This is a genomic window from Microcoleus sp. T3_A4, assembly GCF_036700465.1.
Taxonomy (GTDB): Bacteria; Cyanobacteriota; Cyanobacteriia; order Cyanobacteriales; family Microcoleaceae; genus Microcoleus.
Genome location: NZ_JAUBOY010000010.1, coordinates 36,800 through 55,698 on the forward strand (window position 1 = coordinate 36,800; position 18,899 = coordinate 55,698).

Consider the following 18,899-nt stretch of genomic DNA (forward strand, 5'->3'; position numbering starts at 1 on the left):
GTAGTGAGGAATGCAAGTCTTCATACCAATCAGAGGACTAAAGTCATCACTAGAAACTAATTTTAGTGCGATCGTTATTTAGAGAATTTCTTTCAAAGTTTTAACCAATATTTGATTCTGTTCCTCCGTACCTACACTAATCCGCAATTTGTCTTCTAATCGCGGCTGATGGAAGTATCGAATCAAGATTCCCCGTACTTTCATTGTTTGATAAATTCTTTCTGCATCGCCGTTTGGTGGCCTAACTAACAAAAAGTTGGTTTGCGAGGGCCAAACTTCAAAGCCTAATTCCTCGAAACTAACGGCTAGTTTTGCTCGCGAGGCCTTAATCTTTTCGGCGTTGGCTGTTTTGTGGTCTTGATCTGCGATCGCAGCCGCCCCCACTGCATAGGCTAAAGCATCCACATTATAGCTGTCTTTGATTTTATTTAATTCTGCCAGCAGCGCCGGGTTTGCTATGCCAAAACCCAACCTCAGTCCTGCTAGGGAATAACCTTTTGAAAGCGTTCTCAAAACTATAACATTACTGTACTTTTTTGTCAAATGCAAAGCATTTTCTTCGGCGAAATCTACATAAGCTTCGTCGATAACAAGAATACCCGATAACTCTTTAGCCAGCTTCTCCAAATCTGCAACAGATATGGCTGTTCCCGATGGACTGTTTGGCGAAGCTACAAATGTCACTGCACCCTGGGCTGCTATTAGCAAATCGACTGGTAACTTGTAGTCGTCGGGATAAGGAACTTCGACAAATTCTGCATCTTGAATTTCTGCCAAAGTGCGGTATAAGACGTAGGTAGGCGCGGGACAAACTATCTGTTTCCCAGATTCGCCCACAGCGCGAACAATCAAGTTTAATAAATCGTCGCTGCCGTTACCTACCGCAATCCAATCGTCAGGTACTCCTAAAACTTGACTAGCAGCAATGCGGAAACTTTTGCCAGTTGGATCTGGATAGCGCCGCAGCATTTCTCCGTCTATTTCCTGAAGCACTTTTAAGGCTTTGGGAGAAGGTGGATAGGGATTTTCATTAGAATTTAGTTTAATAATTTTTGTGCCTAGCGGTGGCTGTTCCCCCGGCACATAGCCAGACATTTCGTGGATGCTTTTGCGAAAATAATTCATCTATTAATTGAGTTTTGTGGAACGGGCATCTTGCCCGTTCTTGATCATGGTGCAAGATATATTGAGTTTTGTGGAACGGGCATCTTGCCCGTTCTTGATAATGGTGCAAGACATCAAGTTAAAAAGATTATATCAAACAATTAGTGACTATCCGCGTTATACCCAAATCAATTAACTTTTGCATATCTGCTCGATCGTCCACCGTCCAGGCCACAATGTCAACTCCCTGACTCCGGCTTTCTTGAATTAGTGCGGGGTTTTCCAGCAAAACGCGATACTGGCTGCTAATCAAATTATCCTGATAGGTCACAGCTTGAGCTAATTGAGTTTTGTACGCTTCTAGATTAGCAACAATATGTCCGATCGCCAAATCGCCAGATAGCCGCCGCACTTGTTCCAGAAATCCATCGTTAAAGGAGCTAATAACGCATTTATGTTGGATCTCTGCGCCCTTCAAAGTCTTGACAAAATCCGCGACATCTGCGTTAGACCAGTCGCAGTGCGGCTTGACATCAAAGTAAAGAAATTTGCCAACATTTTTGAGTATGGTTAATGCGGCTTTTAAAGTAGGAATTTTTTCTGGTGAAAATTCATCGCTAAACCATTTTCCCGCATTAAGTGTCTGCAATTCAGACAGAGTTGTTTCCCTAACTTTGCCAGAAACTCCAGTAATTCTATCCAGTGTTGCGTCGTGAAAAATTACTGGTACGTTGTCGGCGGATAGCTGGATGTCAAATTCGATCGAATGAGCTCCACGGGCGATCGCCAGTTCAAAAGCTGCTAAAGTATTCTCCGGGGCGATCGCCGAAAATCCCCGATGTGCAATAATTTCTAAATTCACTGTCTTGTACCCTCTAAAAAATCTGCCACAGTTTGATTAAAAGTTTCTGGTTGAGTCAAAAAAGACCAGTGGTTCCCCGGTACTTTTGCAACGGTAAGATTTTTCAAGTATCTCTTGTATGGCTGCATTTGCCAAGCCATGCGATTTACGCCTTTTTCCGGCTGTACAAACAAAGTCGGTATCTCAATATTTTCAGTTAAACCCGCAACTTTCATCACTTCTGCAAATATCTGATTTCTGGCTGCCATTGTAAATTTACTGCCCCAATTTCCGTCAGATTTTTGTTCGATTTGGTTTTGGAATACCATTTGCTGCACGTCACTCCAATCTGCGTATTCTCCCGATTGTTTTGCTGCTGCTTCTGCTTGGGCTAAAGTCGCAAACGGGCCCACACATTTGAGACAGTCTAATTTTCGGTAAACAATTGGCAGGGTGAGTTTCATCGCGGCGGGCAGTTTGGTGATGAAGATGGGGTCTACTAAAATCATACTGCAAAAGCGATCGGGATTTTGCCTCGCCCAAATCGGTGCTAGTTTTCCCGTCCAAGAATGTCCTAAAATGTGTGCGTCAGACCAGTTGAGATGTGTCATCAAAGCTTCTAAATCTGCGATCGCACTTTCAAAAGTATAGCCTGTTTTCGGTTTGCTACTCTCTCCGTGTCCGCGCATATCTGGCGCTACAATATGATAGCGGTTCGACAAATAATCGCCCAAGTTAGTCCAGACACAAGCACTATCTGCTAAACCGTGTAACAATAGCAAACGCGGAACTTTGGTTTTCCCTGTTTCTGGATTCCATTCTAGGTATGAAAGCTCGATTTCTGGTAAGTGCAAAGTGTTACGAGTTGGCATGATTATGGGGTTTTATATTTGGATAAATTTGATTTAACTTTTTTATGAACAGGCAAGATGCCTGTTCCACAAAGAGTGAATTTTTTTCTACTGTTTTCATAAACAGGCTTGCGGGCCTGTTTCACAAAGAATAAATCTTTTTGTGGGGTGGGCCGTTGCTCCTAGCCCGCCCTTCTAACTTAACCTTTGCCCTTCAAACTCAACAAGATAAACTGAGTTTTCTGCGCTTCATCAAAATTGTCATCGCTGACCAAAACTAGACTCTGGCTGCCATCTGGCAAGCGCGGGCCGAGGGTCATCCCCTCTAAATTGTACAGCGGAATTCCGAGTTCGCTTAAGTCTAGGAGCAACTTTTTCTTAACAGGTTCCACCGCCACTCGCCCTTTAAAACTCTGGATTCTCGAAGTATCTGTAGCCGCCCCAACCGCTACTTGATAAATCCTAGCGCTGTATCCCGACAGCCCAAAAGAACGTTCTAAACTCAGAATCTGACCGCTACCGACAGTTACTAATTCTGTTAAACCGTTCAAAATAGTCATGGGAACTTGGTCGAGATTGTAAAGATTTTCTGAGACTAATTGCGGCGTTTTATCGACGATGATATAATGTAAAATACGGAGTTTACTTGCCTGTTCGGGGTCTAAATCTTGCATTAACGGCGCTTCCGTAGCTGCGAACAAACGAAACGGATCGAGACCGCCTGGACTAAAAGTTTCTGGGTCGATGGTTAAAGATTCAAAACCTAAATTGTCCACAACTCCTTGCTGCTGTTTTTCATCGCTGGCATCGGGAATATAGCGCTTTGGTATCGGCAAATTTCCCCGCATTTGCCCGGTTTTGATGTCGAATTCTCCGAGAAAAGGAGGTATGCCCACATGAGTAACGCCTTCGCTGGCGACAAATACTGAGTTGCGGGGAGAAAGGGCGATGCCTTCGGGATTGATGGAGCCCCAAGAGAAGGTTTCACCGTCTGCTTTTTTGAGGGAGGTAACGCCTTCAACGGTAACTTTTTTCAAGCGAATATTGCCGGGATCACTTGATGTGAGGTCGAGTCTGAGACTGTAAAATCTCGCTTCTCCGTTTTCGCTGGGGTCGTCGGAAAGAGCGTAAAAGCGATAAGCTTTGGAAGTGACTGCACTAATACCTTTCGGATCGTAGGTAATTCCTGACAAACCGCCGACTGGTACTCCTTCAAAATTCATTTTTGGCAATTGGTAGTCGCCCAAAAATTCTAGGGACATTTCTGGAAAAGAGCGGTCTTTTCCAACTGCGGGAGGGGGGGCGCAAGCTGTGGAAACAGTTAAGAGAATTAGGGCTAGACTGAATAATCGTAAAATACGTTGGCGAAGCCCTGGAAGAGGATCGCCCAACGCATTGAACTGAAAACAATTGCTCAGTGCGGTAAAATTTATTTTGTTGCTCTTGTTGAACAGTTTGCTTTTGTGCCATCTTTGTGACATAATTTATACCGTTTTGTAGATATGCAAAACTTGATGTTTCCAGAAAAGATGCCGAATCGCGGCAAGCAAATTTTGAGAATCAGAAGTTCTGTGCCAATTGGGTGCTTGCTTTTTTTGTGGCTGTGTGCTGGTTCTATTGCTAGCGCCCAAACTAATTCACCAGGCCTCGATCAATTTTCTCCTAATCCTCTAGAAATTACCACACCCGATCCCCTAACTCCCGCTAACGAATCTTTGAGCAGCACTCAGCGGGACGAACTGACAGCGGCTTTGGAAGAGTTAAACTTAGAAGCAGCGGCTAAACTGCAAGCTGGAGACGGCGCGGGTGCTTTTGAAATTTGGTTCCGAGAATTGCGGCTGCGGAGGTATCTGGGGCCGGCGGCGGAAATTGCTGCTTTGAGTCGGGTGGGAAGTGTTGCTTGGAGTAATGGTAAAAACCTCGAACTACAGCTTATTACCAAACGGTTGCAAGCAATTCAAAAACAAGTCAAATCCCAAGTACCACTTAATACTGAGTTGCTCCCCGTCTTCGCTGCGGCTTTTCAGCAGGTGCGCGCTAAAGGGCCGACTGTAGAAGTTTACCAAGAAATTCTCGAAAATGCGCGCCAAAACCAAGATATATTGGCTCAAGGTCAGATTTTGAAGGCGATCGGGCTGATTCATATCAATTGGTTGAGTTACGATAAAGCTGCTCCCGTGTATGAGGAATTGGCAACTTTAATTCAGGAAAACCGGGATTTATTTGCTGCTAATTCTGCTGTGCAAAGTTCTGCTGTAGTTGCGGGAAACGGTGCGCCGCCGCAGCCTGTAACTCCTCCAACTGAGGTAGAGACTCTGAGACAGTTGGCCTACGTTTACCAGCAGTCGAAACAACCCCTAAAGGCGATCGCAGCTAGGGAAAAACTAGCATCGGTGTATCTTAACTTACAAAACCCCAGCGCTATACCACCGCTCAAAATTGCGATCGCCAGTGATTACCAAACCATAGGTCAAATCAATTTAGCCGCTCAATACTATCAGGAAGCCTACAATTTAGCCGTCCCTATTCAACAGTATGCCCAAGCTAGCGAAGCTTTAGATAAATTAGCATTACTTTATCGATCGCAAAAGCAGTGGGAGCAGACTTTGCGGATTTATCAAATGCAGTTGCTGTTAGAAGAGCGGGCTTACAATTTCTACGGATTGATGAACACTTATGACAATATCGGTCAAGTTTATCAAGAGATGAAGGCTTACGATAAAGCTTTGGAATCCTATCAAAAAGGGTTAGACGTGGCTAAAAAATTGGGACACAGACAAGAGTATTTTGCTAAGAAAATTCAAAAAGTTAACAAGCAATTGCAAAGAAGTTCGTAGTTGTCAGCAGGCAATAATGACAATTTGCAATGTGAGTAATTTAAATGCAGTAAGGTGTGCATTGCACACCCTACTAAACTACTTTTGACTCGTAGGTTTCTCGCGAGATAGAGTAATATAGTACATCAGTTTCGTAATAACGAGCATTTTTTTCATATTTCATGCCAACTTTTTGTATCACCCGCTGGGAGGCGATATTTTCTGGGCGGGCGATCGCAACTATTCTCTCCAACTTTAATATTTGAAATCCATAGTTAAGACTAGCAAAAGATGCTTCTGTTACCAATCCTTGATTCCAATAAACTTTGTCTAGCGCATAGCCCAGCTCAACTTCCGGTGTCTGATCCAGAAAAGCCAGTCCACAGCGGCCAATCATTTTACGGTCTATTTTATGTACTAAAGCCCACATTCCGAAATTGTTTTCTGCCCAATGTTGGACCATGTTATGAATGGCACTTTCTGTTTCTTCTCTAGTTTTAACTCCTCTCAAGTATTTCATTATTTCTGCATCACTGTAAATACGGTACAGCTCATCTAAGTCGTCTGGCGTAAATTGTCTCAGATACAATCGGGCTGTCTCTATTTCTTGCATAACTTTTAACCAAAAAGTCTAATACACTTTCCTGGGGACGACGGTGAAATGTAAAATCAATCTCTTCAATGCAGTGAACTGCCTTTGGAAAACCTAGCATTTGATCCAGCAAATAAAACCCGTGGCTAACTCTATGTCTAAAGGCATAAAGTGGCAAGTAGCGGGTATCCGCAATTGTAATAAATATGGGCGACTGAGCGCTGTCTGGTTCGATAATTTGCTGGCTATGTAGAAGATTTGCTAATTTGACTGACTCTATTTGCTACAATTATTAGTTGGATATATTGTACAGCTTTTTTGCTAAAAGCTGACAGAACCGATCTCGCCGCCCGCCCTACAAGCCGCGCAGCGAAAAAAACGCTCGATATCCTCAGCAAAAGCCGCCGAATTTAGCAGCATAATAGCTTTTGCAATCTAAAATCTAAAATCTAAAATCTAAAATCGGATGACTATTTCCTCACCAGTAGCAGACACCAAAAACAAATCCGGCCAGGAAACAGACTGGCGGTTATTTCTGAGGTTGGCATCTTATGCAACCCGCAGCAAACGCTTGCTGATTATTTCGATCGCACTATTAGTACCGCTAGCAGTCTCAGGAGCAATTCAACCCATTCTCATAGGACAGGCAATTTCGGTAATTCGCTCGGAACCTACCTACGAATTATTGCGGGGATTGCCTCTATCTGCTGCCTTGAATATTTTGGCTATTTTGCTGATGCTAACTATAACACTTAGATTAGCACTGCAATCACTTCAAGGCTATTGCGTCACGAAAGTAGGGCAAATAATTACTACAGATATTAGAAATGATTTGTTCGCCCACGTCACATCGCTAGCAGTGAGATTTTTCGATCGCACTCCTGTCGGCAAACTGATGACTCGCCTCACCAGCGATGTAGAAGCTTTGGGAGAGGTTTTCTCTTCAGGGGCGATCGGCATTGTCAGCGATCTATTTTCAATTTTAGTAATTGCTATTTTCATGTTTACCATGCAGTGGCAACTAGCTTTAATGTTGGTGCTGATGATGATACCAATTACCGCCGTCATAATTTATTTCCAGTACCAATATCGCATAGCCAATTACAATACCAGAGAAGAACTTTCCGAACTCAACGCCCAACTGCAAGAAAACTTGACTGGTATTGGCGTAGTGCAGCTATTCCGCCGCGAAAGATTCAACTCAGAATTGTTTCGCGTCACCAATAAACGCTACATTAAAGCAGTTGACAAAACTATATTTTACGACTCAGCCGTATCTGCGACTTTAGAATGGATTGCTTTAGTAGCTATTGCAGCGGTTTTGTGGATGGGTGGTCAAAGGGTTTTAGCCGGTAATCTTAACTTTGGTACTCTCTCTGCATTCATTTTATTTGCTCAGCGTCTCTTCGATCCGCTGCGGCAATTTGCTGAGAAATTTACCGCCATTCAAGCAGGATTTACCGCCGTCGAACGCATTAGCGATATTCTCAACGAACCGATCGAAATTAAAGATCCAACCAGCGCAAAGAAGGAAGGGCACAACACGGATTTTGACACGGATACACGGATGTTTGAAGGGAGAGGGAAGAGGGAAGAAGGAAAAGCGAAGAGGGAAGAAGGAAGAAGGACAGGTTATTCACCGTTGTTGATAACTGGACATCCAGAGGCAACGGCTTACAACTTGTCTCCGTTCGATCGCGAATTGGCAGATAATCCTCAAAATCCACCAAGTTCAGAATATCGTTTATTGCCCAACAATCCCCCATCACCCCCCGCCAACCCCCCGAAGCTTCGGGGGGGAGAAAATGCCAAATCGCAGAATTCTGAATCGGGAGAAATCCAATTTGACAACGTGTGGTTTGCTTACAAACAAGACGAATATGTCCTGCAAAACCTCAATTTCACCATCAAATCCGGCGAAAAAGTAGCATTAGTTGGCCCCACCGGTGCAGGCAAAAGTTCGATTATCCGTCTTCTGTGCCGCCTTTACGAACCTAGCCGAGGACGGATTCTGGTTAATCATGTCGATATTCGGGATTTGCCTCAAGCAGAGTTACGCAGGCACATAGGCGTAATTATCCAAGATGGCTTTCTATTTGCTGGTGACGTGAAGAGCAATATCAGCCTGGGAGAAAGTTACTCGATTGAGGAAATTCAAGCAGCAGCAGAAAAGACAAATGTTGCCCGGTTAATCGAACAGTTGCCTCAAGGTTATGACACGCAATTGCGGGAACGGGGGACGAATCTTTCGGGGGGACAAAAGCAATTATTAGCGTTTGCTCGCGCCGCTATTCGCAATCCCAGTATCTTAGTTCTAGACGAGGCAACTGCTAGTTTGGATGTGGGTACAGAAGCTTTAATTCAAGAAGCTCTAGAGCGTTTGATGGCGGACAGAACGGCGATAATTATTGCCCACAGGCTCTCGACTATCCGAAATGTCGATCGTATTTTAGTGCTCAAACGCGGGCAGTTAGTAGAGTCTGGCAGCCACGAAGAGTTGTTGCAGCAAGAAGGGTTGTATGCCAGTTTGTACAAGTTGCAAATGCTGGGAAGTTAATATCTGAAGGAAGAAGGAAGAAGGAAGAAGGAAGAAGGAAGAGGGAAGAGGGAAGAAGGAAGAGGGAAAATTCTCGGAATCCCCTGATACCCGGCTTCTGGAAGAAGTCGGGTATCTAAAATTTAAAATCTAAAATCGGCTCACTTGCCCGAAATCATTTTCCCCAGGGTTTCGGGCAGGTGAATTATATGTTGAAACAACTGATTTGGGCCGATGCCAAACAATAACTGCATCGTCAGCACAATTGCTGCTAAACCAATCGCTGTCCCGATGCTGGCTTTCAATACTTTAAACGCCCAATTAAACACTAACCAAGATACAAGTAACGAAGCAATTAAGATAATTAGTTCTATTGGCATATAACATTTTTAACTCTACATAAATTACGTATCAAAACCAAAGAAACTTGGTTTTTTATCTGTGTTAAAGGCTCAATTTCAGTATTTTCGTAAAAAACCAGGTTTCTGCCTCCAGGACTCTACTTATTACTTTAAGCAATACTGCCGCGTTTCCGTGTTTCCTTATAAGAAATTCCCACATTTTTTAAGCCAGCTTTAATCATTTGCTGCTCTAACAAAGCGAAAAAGCGACTTCGATCGCCCCCCGTGACTACCGCTTGATTGTGAGCTTCTGCTAGCGTCACCGGATACCCGCCGCCTTTGTGTACTTGAGCCAGCATCATTCCTAATGCTAAATCTAGCTGTGCTGTATCTTGTGCTACCCATTCCGGCACTTCTATTCTAGCAATTTCTGTGCCAACGTGAACGTAACAGAAATAGACGGAATTAACGCCGTACAAATCTAAAATTCGAGCTTGGGACTTCCATAAAGGGCTTCTTTGTCCCGGTGACAGGATTGTTGCCCACAATATGGCATCTCGCAAAGGTTCAAATTCTTGACAAGGTGCTTTTTCGGCGAAAGAAATTGTGGCGGCAAATCCGACGTTCGGGCAATTTGTCATGCAGTCTGGTACTTCGTGGGTGCAAGCTTCAAATCGTAAAAAAGATAAGGTTTCGCTGCTGCGAGAAGCGCTTAAGTATCCTAACAGCGGAATTCCTGCTAAACGCAACTTGTCCCAAGATTCTAAAATTGGTAGCAAAATTTGATCGCGCGCATCGGTGGGTAACTGTTCCAAAAACCAATAAATTAGGGAACCGTCTACCATTGCTAAAGCTGGCGCGGGCAATTTATTGTCGTTAACTTTTGCCCAATTGCAGCCCATTTCTGCTAAGGCAATTGCTTCGGAAACTGCGCGCCGATATCCCATCCATTCTTCGGTTCTAATTCCCCACTGCCGCGAACCGTACAAGTCTTCGGCTTTGTAGAAAACCTCGGGTACGCTGTCTAAAACTGGGTGCCGGCTTTGTCCGTAGTGCAGCATGACTGTGCCGACGTTTAGCAGGTAGCAGTAGGCTATTTCGTGATGGTTGGGGGAAATTTGCGATCCGTCTGTGGCAAAGACTGTGTGAGCGGCGGGGGGTGCGGTGATGTAGGTGCGATCGGACAATGGCTCGATCGGGGTGGCAGCATTAAATAAAGTGCGATCTCGCCAATTCTCTTGCAATTCCACCAATTTTTCCTGTTCGCCTGCAGCCTTTACCAGCAAATTCTGAGCCACTTCCAAACGCTGGCGAGCGGCTGCCGCTTCCACATTCAAATGTTGGCTCATTCCCTGCATTGCCTTGGCTGCTTTAGTTAAATCCAGCATGGGTTTTAAGTCTCAATATTAGAAAGCTTTCAAGCTGAGAAATTATCAAAACACTTTTCAATTTTTGGGTTCCGAAGCTTGGTTTTTTGTCATCCACGCGGTTTGAGCAACTAAAATACTTCGTACCAGCCCGCATAAATAGTAAAAAAACCCGATTTTTGATGTCAAGAGTACCTGCAATAGTCTATAAAAAAAACATTTTTTTTTGTTTATCGCCTTGCTTTTATGAGGGATTTCTGTTATATTTATTTTATAATGGGATGGTGGCAAAAATAATATTTTTGCCACCATCCCATTATACTAAAATACCATGTCTACGCCGCAAAAGTCAACAAAAAAGATGTAAAATTTTGTGATTTTTTTTGACTCTGAAAAGCGAAAAAAAAATCACTACTGTAAACAAATCTAACATCAACAATCGATCGGCAGCCAATCTGCAAAATCTCCGGCAAACTGGGACAGAGAAAGCAATTGAACTGGTGGATTTTGAGCCACAGATTCCCGTTCTGGTAAAGTATTGTAACCCCAATCCGCCAAAAATAACCTCACCTGAGATAAATCCGGCTGCTGCTTCACCGACAGCAAAGTCTTTAACCTGTCTTCCACAAACCAAATAGTCGAATCTTTGCCAGACGCGGCCAAAAATTCCCGCAAAATTTGGTGTTTAGGCTTGTTGTATTCCTTACCAAAAATCAACTCTGACGGCATTTGTACCCCTGCTAGCTGCAAAAGTTCCCGCACAAAACGGCCTTCCTTCGTAGTGACGATCGCCACTTTCACCGAACTCTCCTGCAACGAGTGCAACCGATCCGCAACCCCTGGATAAAAGCGGTGCAAAGACAGCCACCCTGCTAAATCCTCAGCAATCCAATTATCGCGCAATCCGTCTAACATAGCACCGACAGACTGCGCTTTTAAATTATTTTCGGTCAATAAATGCGGTACTATATTGGGCCACTCTAGCAAAATTTGCTCTGGGGAAATTCCTGTCAGCAGTGCGCGGATTAGCAGCGGCATTTCCCAACCGGTTTCGATGGCGGGCCGCACTCGGTAAAAACTCAAAGCTAAATCTGGATCTGGCACTGTTTCGACTGGTTTCCAGATTTGACAGTAGGTACGCCAAGCGGTTTGGAAATATTCGATTAGTCCGTCACAAATCACACCGTCAAAATCAAGAGCTAGAATTGTCGGAAAGTTATTAGCCATCAATCGATTTTAGATTTTAGATTTTAGATTTTGGATTGAAGAATTGAAGAATTTGAGAATTGAAGAAAGCGATCTCACTGATGAATCCGGGGACTTGTTATCGGATACTATTTTTTGGTGGTGCCAGGATAAAGACGGGGGCTTGTACCCTGGCTGCTTTCGGTCACTGGATTGAATCCTTGAAGAATTGACTATGCAAACACTCAGCAGTGATTGGTCAAGAGTCGTTATTCAAAAGACTGAACTAGCGGCTGAGTGGCAATCGATTCTAGTCCTTGGGACTGCAACAATTGCGTCCACTCGGCCGTCAGCCGCGAATCATCGGGTGCGCGGCGCCGCATTTCGGCTAGAGTCGCAAGAGTTTCGTACCAAATCCCATTTTTAGCATAAGCAATCACCTTAGCCATAGGATCGGGATTTGCCAAATCGTTCTTGAGATTTGCCTGGGGTTCAATTCGCTGCATCCATCCTTTAACAATATAATCTCCCGAACGCTCCAGAGGATCGCAGGCTAGTGCAAACGACCACACATATCGTTTACCAACCTCAATATTTTTTGTCTTGTCTTTCTCAGAAAGGCTAACTCCAACAATTCCGGCTTTGTCATTTTTTAAAGTAGTTTCGTAGACTACTTCGGATTCATCTGCGTTTAGCAAAATAAACTCTACTTGAGCCGCCGGTTGAGAAACATATACAAAAAATGTGGGCGACTCTGTTAGCGTTAAGCCAATATTGCTTTCAGGTATTAAGGGAGTAATGAATAAACCATCCCGTAACTTACAGCCTCGATGCGTCCCCCCTTGCCTGTTGTCGGGGGCTGTTACATCGGGAGGTGTGAAATTAACATTCTGACTCAGCAGCATGGGTGCAGGCACAGCCTGCATCGGTGTCAGCAAACTGGGGAGAGTAACGGCGATCGCCAATACAGTCATCGCCAGTGCAGTAAAATGTATAAAACGTTTCATTTTTTCACCAACTTGTAGAAATATTTATAGAGCGTATCTCTAAATGTTAACCCGGAGTTTTAGCCCCGGGCGCGATCGAGTAAATGGGTCGATTTTCACATCGCCATCGACAGACCGACAAAATTTCCCGAAATAGCGAGATTTAAAGAGGCGCAACCAGTGGTTGAGCTGCAACAGATTCCAGTCCTTGGGACTGCAATAATTGCGTCCACTTAGCTGTCAGCTTCACATCCCCCGGTGTCTGACGCCGCATTTGGGCTAAAGTAGCGAGAGTTTCGTACCAAATCCCATTTTGAGCATAAACGTTGAGCCTAGTCATGGGGTCGGGATTTGCCAAATCGCTCTTGAGAGTTGCCTGCGGTTCAATTCGCTGTACGAACCCTTTAACAACTAAATCCGCAGACCGGTCATCGGGGTCGCAAACCATCGAAAATGACCATACGTATCGCTTGCCAACTTCAAGGGATTTGTTGTTGTCCACGGTAGCCGGAATACTAACTCCAACAATCCCGGATTTGTCTAGTTTAAAGGTTTTTTCGTAGACCACTTTGTCCTCCTTTTCGTTGAGCAAAGTAAACTCTATTTCGGGCGAGGTGTTAGGAATATAGACAAAAATTGTGGGAGAATCTGTTAGGGTTAAACCGATATTAGTTGGAGGCACTAAAGGAGTAATAGATAAACCCGCTGGACAAAGCTTGTTGCCACGATGTGTCCCTCCTTGTCTGCCGGCCGGGGCTGTTACGTCGGGAGGCTTGAAATTAACATTTTGACTCAGTAGAAGCGGCTGAGATTGTGCGCGCATCGGTGTAAGTGAACTGGGTACGGTAGCTGCGATCGCAGATACGGCGACCGCAAGTGTAGCCCGATGTAGAAAACGTTTCATTTTGTTGTACCTTTCACTATAATTCCAAACACAGGCATTGGCTGATGGCGACAAATATTTTTGAGCTGCTAGTCGAGGGCGCAGATACACAATTTATACCTTGACATATCATCAATAACATTTATTAATTCGAGCGGCAAGGGGATTCTCTGTCGGAAAAATCAGGTTGCTTAGGCCGCAAGTATCATTGGATACAGTTGCTCGCTATGTACTGTAAATTTTTGTAACAAAGTGGTCGCAGTTTCCGAGTGTTCTAAGATGGAGGAAGCCTCCAGCAGGCGGAAAATGTGAAACAACTGCTGTTCCAGAAACGAGTCAAACTTTTATGCTGGGATAATGAGTAAAATATCTAACAACATTCGATCGGCAGTGGCTCAATTGAGTCAAATGTATAAACCATCACTAGCATTGGCTAAGTCTGTATTAATTGCCAGCGCGGCAGTAACATTATCCTTGATGGGGGCCAGACAGCTAGGAATACTCGAACCAGTAGAATTAAGCGCTTACGACCAAATGGTGAGGTGGCGTCCCGATGAACAGCCAGACTCGCGTTTGCTAGTTGTGGGGATTACCGAAGCAGACATTCAGAAACTGAAAGAGTGGCCAATATCCGATCGCAAAATAGCTGAAATCTTACAAAAACTCGACAAAATGCAGCCGGCAGTCATCGGTTTAGATGTACTGCGAGACGTACCTTTAGGAGACGGGCGCGAGGAATTAACCAAAATTTTACAAAAAAGCGATCGCATTATCGGGGTATGTTTAGTCACCGACGGGAACCCCGACAATCCAGGTTCTCCGCCTGCGCCGGGGCTGCCAGAAAACCGGGTGGGATTTGCAGATTTCGGAGTCGATCCGGGTGGCATACTCCGCAGGGCTTTATTATTTATGAAACCACCGACAATTGAGGGCAACTCTTCTGCCCAAAAACATCTTTGCAATGACGATTCTCAAGTTTTATATTCCTTCAACCTCCAGCTAGCACTCCGCTACCTGCAAGGGCAAAAAATCTCTCCCCAACTTGCACCAGATCAATCTTTATGGCTGGGAAAAACCCAATTAAAACAACTAGCAAGCAATGACGGAGGATACAAAAATGCCGATGTCAGGGGATATCAAATATTAATTAACTATCGTTCCAAGCAGCAAGTCGCACACCAAGTCAGAATCACCGATGTTTTAGAAGGGAAAGTTGACCCGAATTTAGTTAAAGATAAAATAGTGCTCATCGGTTACACCACAGAAACCGTTAAAGATTTCTTTTATACTCCTTACAGTGGGCGACAGCAAAGCAACCAATTCATGCCTGGTATTGTGGCACACGCACAAGTAGTCAGCCAAATTTTGAGTGCCGTTTTAGACAACAGACCGATGTTGTGGTTTTGGCCGGAATGGGCAGAAATCCTGTGGATTTCGGCATGGTCAATTGTCGGAGGAACGTTGGCATCGCGGATGGCTCACCCAGCGAAGTTGACGGTGACATTCGGAGCAGTGCTGTCCGGGTGCTGCGCGATTAGTTTTGGGATTTTTCTGTTGGGAGGGTGGGTGCCTGTGGCAGCGCCAGCCTTGGCATTAATCTTAACTGGCGGTAGCATTGTATCAGCAGAAAGATTTAATAAAGCCGGATACGGGAAAGCAATTAGCGATCGAGTAAAACAAGTCTTCAAAATCGAAATAGACCAAGCCAAAAAAGAACAGCAAGTCGCAGAAATCACAGAATCTGATTTCTTTAAAGAATTGCAGCAAAAGAAAGATAAACTGAGGATTAGCAAACAAGAAACCTCTGAAAAAGCACCTTCCGAACCCCAAGAAATAATTGCCATTACCCCAGAGCTTCCCAAGGTCGAAAGTCAGACAGACGAATACCTAGCTCAGTTGCAGGAAAAATCCAAACACCAGAAGCAGCGCGCCACCGTGACTGAATCGGAAAGCGGTTCTCCAACGGGTGTCCCGAACGATACCCGTTGTGGTGCTAGTTCAGCCGAAACTAAACATGATGACGAGTTCAGCGATTTGCAAACCAAAGCCAAACAGATGCGGCAGCGCAGGGGCGCCCAAAAGATGATAAAAGATGAAAAAATTGATAGTTTAACAGATAAGGAGGATTTGGGGGGCAAGGAAGAATGACAGAGAACTAGAATGCATCGAAAATTGCATCATAATGAGTTCTCCCCGTTTCTTACCCTCATACGCAGATCATGTCCAAAATCATCTCTGTCCACTCTTACCGGGGCGGAACTGGCAAATCGAACACGACAGCAAACCTGGCATCTATTATCGCTCGCGGCGGAAATCGGGTCGCCATTGTGGACACAGACATTCAATCACCAGGGATTCACGTGCTGTTCGGTTTCAGCGAGAGCAACATGGATCGCTGCCTGAACGATTACCTGTGGGGCCGGTGTCCGATCGCGGATACGGCCTACAATGTGAGTTCGCTACTGCCAAAATTAGCCAGTAACGGCAGCCTCTACCTGATTCCTTCGAGCATTAAAGCAGGGGAGATAGCGCGAGTTTTGCGGGAAGGCTACGATGTGGGACTGCTTACCGACGGCTTTCAAGAACTGATCGAGGTTTTGAACTTAGACTACCTATTTATAGACACGCACCCGGGGCTCAACGAAGAAACCCTCCTCAGCATCACCATTTCCGACATCCTGCTGCTGATTCTGCGTCCGGATCAGCAAGATTTTCAGGGAACGGCTGTCACGGTAGATGTGGCCCGAAAATTAGAAGTTCCCAAGATTTTGATGACGATTAACAAAGCCCCAGAATCGCTGGATTTCGACGATTTGAAGCAGCAAGTAGAGAATATTTACAAAATCCCAGTGGCAGGGGTACTGCCCCACAGCGACAAGATGATGCTGCTCGCCAGCAAGGGGGTGTTTGCGCTGCACTTCCCTAACGACCCTCTAACTAAGGTTGTGGAAGGGATTGCGAAACAGATTGTGGGATAATTGGTGCAGCGAATGCCGATCGCCCGCCCAGGAGTTTCGCTTTCGCTCTCAATTCTTGCGGAGCCATGTGCTCCTGCGTATCCCGAATATTTGCTTAAAGAGTCACGAGAATGGCGACAAAATGAGATACAAATAGATTATGAGAATTTGTTAAAAAACTTTAGGAGGAGAACTCATGGATTTTGACTTCCGCATACTAATAGTATTGATGCCCGTATTGTTGGCGGGCGGCTGGGCTGCTTACAACGTCGGCGCTATAGCTCTCAAACAAGTGCAGAAATTGTTGAACAAGCAAGCGTGAACTAAGCATTTTCACCCGTAATTTCGCAGCCGGCTGTTTTTTGAGATACAAAACAGCCGGCTGATTTGTGCATTGGCTCTGCTTAAGTGATGGCTGATTGTTGGCGGGCAATTTACGACTGCAGAGAGATGGGGCGAAAACAAAAGAAAAGTATATTTAAAGATTAAGCAGAAACCGGGTACGCTCAAGCAAAATACTTTGTTGCAGCAAACGAGCCTGGGTAAAAAAACCTAGCTGTGAAAGCAGGGTGATCGCATAACTTCAGATTGTGATGTTTTCCTTTCTACTCAGGACTTGTGAGTAGAGTGTTATAAAAATATTTGGTAAGCACGTTATCGCAGAAAATATGAGACAATCACAAAAGAATTTGCCCTGAGAATCTCCCTCAAAACTACGAAGTTTAATTAGTAGGGAAGAGAGGTCAAATTGTCAATGTTAAATTCCTATATCTTTAGATAGATTATGCTTTTTCCCCGATCGAGTGGCCTTTTACTCCACCCCACGTCCTTTCCCAGTCGATTTGGCATTGGAGACATGGGAATAGAAGCATATCGCTTTATTGACTTTTTAGTAGAGAGCGACCAGCAATACTGGCAGGTATTGCCGCTGGGGCCGACAGGATACGGCAATTCTCCTTATTCGTGCTATTCAGCAATGGCGGGAAATCCGCTGCTGATCAACCCAGAACTGCTGCGGGACCAGCAATTGCTCGGAGATGAAGACTTCGCTAATTTGCCAGAATTTCCGCTGGATTATGTAGACTTTGATCGAGCGATCGCGCTGAAAGTACCTTTGCTCAAAAAAGCTTGCGAAAACTTCAAAGCCAAAGCATCTCCGATCCAGCAAAAAGAATTCTCAGGTTTTTGCCAAAGCAAAGAGAATTGGCTGGAAGATTACGCCTTATTTATGGCACTAAAAGATCACTTTGGCGGTGTTAGCTGGAACAATTGGGAACCAGAAATTGCCCGTCGACAACCAGAGTCAGTAGAGAAGTGGCGTCAGCAGCTAAATGCTGAGATTTATTACTACCAATACGTTCAGTTTGAGTTTTTTCGCCAGTGGACGGAGTTGAAACGCTATGCTAATATGCGGGACATTAAAATTATTGGCGATATTCCGATTTATGTAGCTCACGATAGCGCCGATGTATGGTCTCATCCAGAAATATTTTGCTTGGATGAAGCCAGCGGAGAACCAGCTTTAATGGCAGGAGTTCCCCCAGATTACTTCAGCAATACAGGTCAATTGTGGGGCAACCCCGTATACAATTGGGAGAAGTTGCAAGCAACTAATTTCGACTGGTGGGTGCAGCGTTTTGAAGCGATTTTCTCTTATGTAGACGTGACTCGGATCGACCACTTTCGAGGATTTGAGGCTTACTGGGCGGTGAAGCGCGGACAAGAAACTGCGATCGAGGGAGAGTGGATTAAAGCGCCGGGAACAGCTTTGTTGGATCTAATTAACGAGAAGTTTGGCAACTTGCCGATTATCGCTGAAGATTTAGGGGTAATTACTCCAGAAGTGGAAGCTTTGCGCGATCGATACGAGTTTCCAGGAATGAAGATTTTGCAGTTTGCTTTTGGCGCGGGCCCTGGCGATCCTTTTTTGCCTTTCAACTACGATCGCAACTGCGTAGTTTACACGGGCACCCACGACAACGACACGACTGTCGGCTGGTTCAATCAACTGCAACACTACGAAAGAGATGAGGTTTTGCGTTATTTGGGCTGCATCGATCCCCAAGGCATTCACTGGTCTTTAATCCGCATGGGCTGGATTTCTATTGCTAATTTGGCAATTGTGCCGTTTCAAGATTTGTTGGGTTTAGATACTGACGCGCGGATGAATTTTCCGGGGAAACCAGAGGGAAATTGGGGCTGGCGGTATCGACCCGAAGCTTTGAATTGGGATGTGAGGGATCGGCTAAAAACTATGACTTACATCTGCGGGCGCGCTCCTAATAAACATTGATCGTCGGTAAGGGGTAGTGGGCAGTGGGTAATTGGTAATTGTTAATGGGTAATATCAAATCTGTTAGCATCGGAATTCTTCCTATCTCTCTACTCTTTATCTGCGTGAATCAGCGTCAATCCCTTGTCATCTGCGGTGAAGAAATTC

At 44.8% G+C, this 18,899-nt stretch carries 16 protein-coding genes; 6 read left to right on the plus strand and 10 right to left on the minus strand.

Annotated features, from left to right (window positions below):
- Positions 1 to 78: 78 nt before the first annotated feature.
- The 4 genes from hisC to QUA07_RS07800 all read right to left on the minus strand — a co-directional run bounded on the left by hisC (position 79) and on the right by QUA07_RS07800 (position 4,277).
- Entirely contained in the window at positions 79 to 1,125 is a 1,047-nt protein-coding gene (hisC, locus tag QUA07_RS07785) for a histidinol-phosphate transaminase (RefSeq protein ID WP_333323869.1), read from the minus strand.
- A gap of 127 nt (positions 1,126 to 1,252) precedes the next feature.
- Entirely contained in the window at positions 1,253 to 1,966 is a 714-nt protein-coding gene (locus tag QUA07_RS07790; RefSeq protein WP_333323871.1) for a glycerophosphodiester phosphodiesterase family protein, read from the minus strand.
- Positions 1,963 to 2,817: an alpha/beta hydrolase gene (locus tag QUA07_RS07795; protein ID WP_333323873.1), complete on the minus strand. Its 855-nt coding sequence runs from the start codon at positions 2,815 to 2,817 to the stop codon at positions 1,963 to 1,965. The genes QUA07_RS07790 and QUA07_RS07795 overlap by 4 nt, the downstream gene beginning before the upstream one ends.
- A 179-nt stretch (positions 2,818 to 2,996) precedes the next feature.
- A complete protein-coding gene (locus tag QUA07_RS07800; RefSeq protein WP_333323875.1) occupies positions 2,997 to 4,277 on the minus strand; it encodes an esterase-like activity of phytase family protein in 1,281 nt (426 codons plus the stop codon).
- A 21-nt stretch (positions 4,278 to 4,298) separates the two neighbouring features.
- On the opposite strand from QUA07_RS07800, the gene QUA07_RS07805 reads away from it, so the two are divergent.
- Positions 4,299 to 5,633 carry a tetratricopeptide repeat protein gene (locus tag QUA07_RS07805; RefSeq protein ID WP_333323877.1) on the plus strand — a complete coding sequence of 445 codons (1,335 nt, stop codon included), beginning with the start codon at positions 4,299 to 4,301 and terminating at the stop codon, positions 5,631 to 5,633.
- 73 nt (positions 5,634 to 5,706) lie between these two features.
- Here the strand turns inward: QUA07_RS07805 and QUA07_RS07810 are convergent, their stop codons facing one another.
- Complete coding sequence (locus tag QUA07_RS07810) at positions 5,707 to 6,225, minus strand: GNAT family N-acetyltransferase (protein ID WP_333323879.1); 519 nt, start codon at positions 6,223 to 6,225, stop codon at positions 5,707 to 5,709.
- A 445-nt stretch (positions 6,226 to 6,670) separates the two neighbouring features.
- On the opposite strand from QUA07_RS07810, the gene QUA07_RS07815 reads away from it, so the two are divergent.
- Positions 6,671 to 8,761 carry an ABC transporter ATP-binding protein gene (locus QUA07_RS07815; RefSeq protein WP_333323881.1) on the plus strand — a complete coding sequence of 697 codons (2,091 nt, stop codon included), beginning with the start codon at positions 6,671 to 6,673 and terminating at the stop codon, positions 8,759 to 8,761.
- A gap of 140 nt (positions 8,762 to 8,901) precedes the next feature.
- Here the strand turns inward: QUA07_RS07815 and QUA07_RS07820 are convergent, their stop codons facing one another.
- From QUA07_RS07820 to QUA07_RS07840, 5 genes are all read right to left on the minus strand, one after another.
- Positions 8,902 to 9,120: a hypothetical protein gene (locus QUA07_RS07820; RefSeq protein ID WP_006633087.1), complete on the minus strand. Its 219-nt coding sequence runs from the start codon at positions 9,118 to 9,120 to the stop codon at positions 8,902 to 8,904.
- A gap of 131 nt (positions 9,121 to 9,251) precedes the next feature.
- A complete protein-coding gene (locus QUA07_RS07825) occupies positions 9,252 to 10,469 on the minus strand; it encodes a DNA double-strand break repair nuclease NurA (RefSeq protein WP_333323882.1) in 1,218 nt (405 codons plus the stop codon).
- Positions 10,470 to 10,880: 411 nt separating this feature from the next.
- A complete protein-coding gene (locus QUA07_RS07830) occupies positions 10,881 to 11,675 on the minus strand; it encodes an HAD family hydrolase (protein ID WP_333323999.1) in 795 nt (264 codons plus the stop codon).
- A 227-nt stretch (positions 11,676 to 11,902) separates the two neighbouring features.
- A complete protein-coding gene (locus tag QUA07_RS07835) occupies positions 11,903 to 12,640 on the minus strand; it encodes a DUF928 domain-containing protein (protein ID WP_333323884.1) in 738 nt (245 codons plus the stop codon).
- 142 nt (positions 12,641 to 12,782) lie between these two features.
- On the minus strand, positions 12,783 to 13,523 hold the full coding sequence (locus tag QUA07_RS07840; RefSeq protein ID WP_333323886.1) for a DUF928 domain-containing protein: 741 nt from the start codon (positions 13,521 to 13,523) through the stop codon (positions 12,783 to 12,785).
- Positions 13,524 to 13,859: 336 nt separating this feature from the next.
- Here QUA07_RS07840 and QUA07_RS07845 point away from each other — a divergent pair, with 336 nt between their 5' ends.
- The 4 genes from QUA07_RS07845 to malQ all read left to right on the plus strand — a co-directional run bounded on the left by QUA07_RS07845 (position 13,860) and on the right by malQ (position 18,752).
- The gene (locus QUA07_RS07845) at positions 13,860 to 15,650 is read left to right on the plus strand and encodes a CHASE2 domain-containing protein (RefSeq protein WP_333323888.1); all 1,791 of its coding nucleotides are present in this window, start codon (positions 13,860 to 13,862) and stop codon (positions 15,648 to 15,650) included.
- A 71-nt stretch (positions 15,651 to 15,721) separates the two neighbouring features.
- The gene (locus QUA07_RS07850; RefSeq protein ID WP_333323891.1) at positions 15,722 to 16,480 is read left to right on the plus strand and encodes a MinD/ParA family protein; all 759 of its coding nucleotides are present in this window, start codon (positions 15,722 to 15,724) and stop codon (positions 16,478 to 16,480) included.
- Between the two features lie 175 nt (positions 16,481 to 16,655).
- On the plus strand, positions 16,656 to 16,781 hold the full coding sequence (locus QUA07_RS07855) for a photosystem II protein Y (protein WP_333053037.1): 126 nt from the start codon (positions 16,656 to 16,658) through the stop codon (positions 16,779 to 16,781).
- Positions 16,782 to 17,243: 462 nt separating this feature from the next.
- A complete protein-coding gene (malQ, locus tag QUA07_RS07860) occupies positions 17,244 to 18,752 on the plus strand; it encodes a 4-alpha-glucanotransferase (protein WP_333323893.1) in 1,509 nt (502 codons plus the stop codon).
- Positions 18,753 to 18,899 lie beyond the last annotated feature (147 nt).

Bases quoted from the DNA above. Each gene is read 5' to 3' on its own strand.
- malQ (WP_333323893.1), top strand. From the start codon at position 17,244: ATGCTTTTTCCCCGATCGAGTGGCCTTTTACTCCACCCCACGTCCTTT.
- QUA07_RS07805 (WP_333323877.1), top strand. From the start codon at position 4,299: ATGCAAAACTTGATGTTTCCAGAAAAGATGCCGAATCGCGGCAAGCAA.
- QUA07_RS07810 (WP_333323879.1), bottom strand. From the start codon at position 6,225: ATGCAAGAAATAGAGACAGCCCGATTGTATCTGAGACAATTTACGCCA.
- QUA07_RS07840 (WP_333323886.1), bottom strand. From the start codon at position 13,523: ATGAAACGTTTTCTACATCGGGCTACACTTGCGGTCGCCGTATCTGCG.
- QUA07_RS07795 (WP_333323873.1), bottom strand. From the start codon at position 2,817: ATGCCAACTCGTAACACTTTGCACTTACCAGAAATCGAGCTTTCATAC.
- QUA07_RS07820 (WP_006633087.1), bottom strand. From the start codon at position 9,120: ATGCCAATAGAACTAATTATCTTAATTGCTTCGTTACTTGTATCTTGG.
- QUA07_RS07850 (WP_333323891.1), top strand. From the start codon at position 15,722: ATGTCCAAAATCATCTCTGTCCACTCTTACCGGGGCGGAACTGGCAAA.
- QUA07_RS07855 (WP_333053037.1), top strand. From the start codon at position 16,656: ATGGATTTTGACTTCCGCATACTAATAGTATTGATGCCCGTATTGTTG.
- QUA07_RS07845 (WP_333323888.1), top strand. From the start codon at position 13,860: ATGAGTAAAATATCTAACAACATTCGATCGGCAGTGGCTCAATTGAGT.
- QUA07_RS07830 (WP_333323999.1), bottom strand. From the start codon at position 11,675: ATGGCTAATAACTTTCCGACAATTCTAGCTCTTGATTTTGACGGTGTG.
- QUA07_RS07815 (WP_333323881.1), top strand. From the start codon at position 6,671: ATGACTATTTCCTCACCAGTAGCAGACACCAAAAACAAATCCGGCCAG.
- QUA07_RS07825 (WP_333323882.1), bottom strand. From the start codon at position 10,469: ATGCTGGATTTAACTAAAGCAGCCAAGGCAATGCAGGGAATGAGCCAA.
- hisC (WP_333323869.1), bottom strand. From the start codon at position 1,125: ATGAATTATTTTCGCAAAAGCATCCACGAAATGTCTGGCTATGTGCCG.
- QUA07_RS07835 (WP_333323884.1), bottom strand. From the start codon at position 12,640: ATGAAACGTTTTATACATTTTACTGCACTGGCGATGACTGTATTGGCG.
- QUA07_RS07800 (WP_333323875.1), bottom strand. From the start codon at position 4,277: ATGTCACAAAGATGGCACAAAAGCAAACTGTTCAACAAGAGCAACAAA.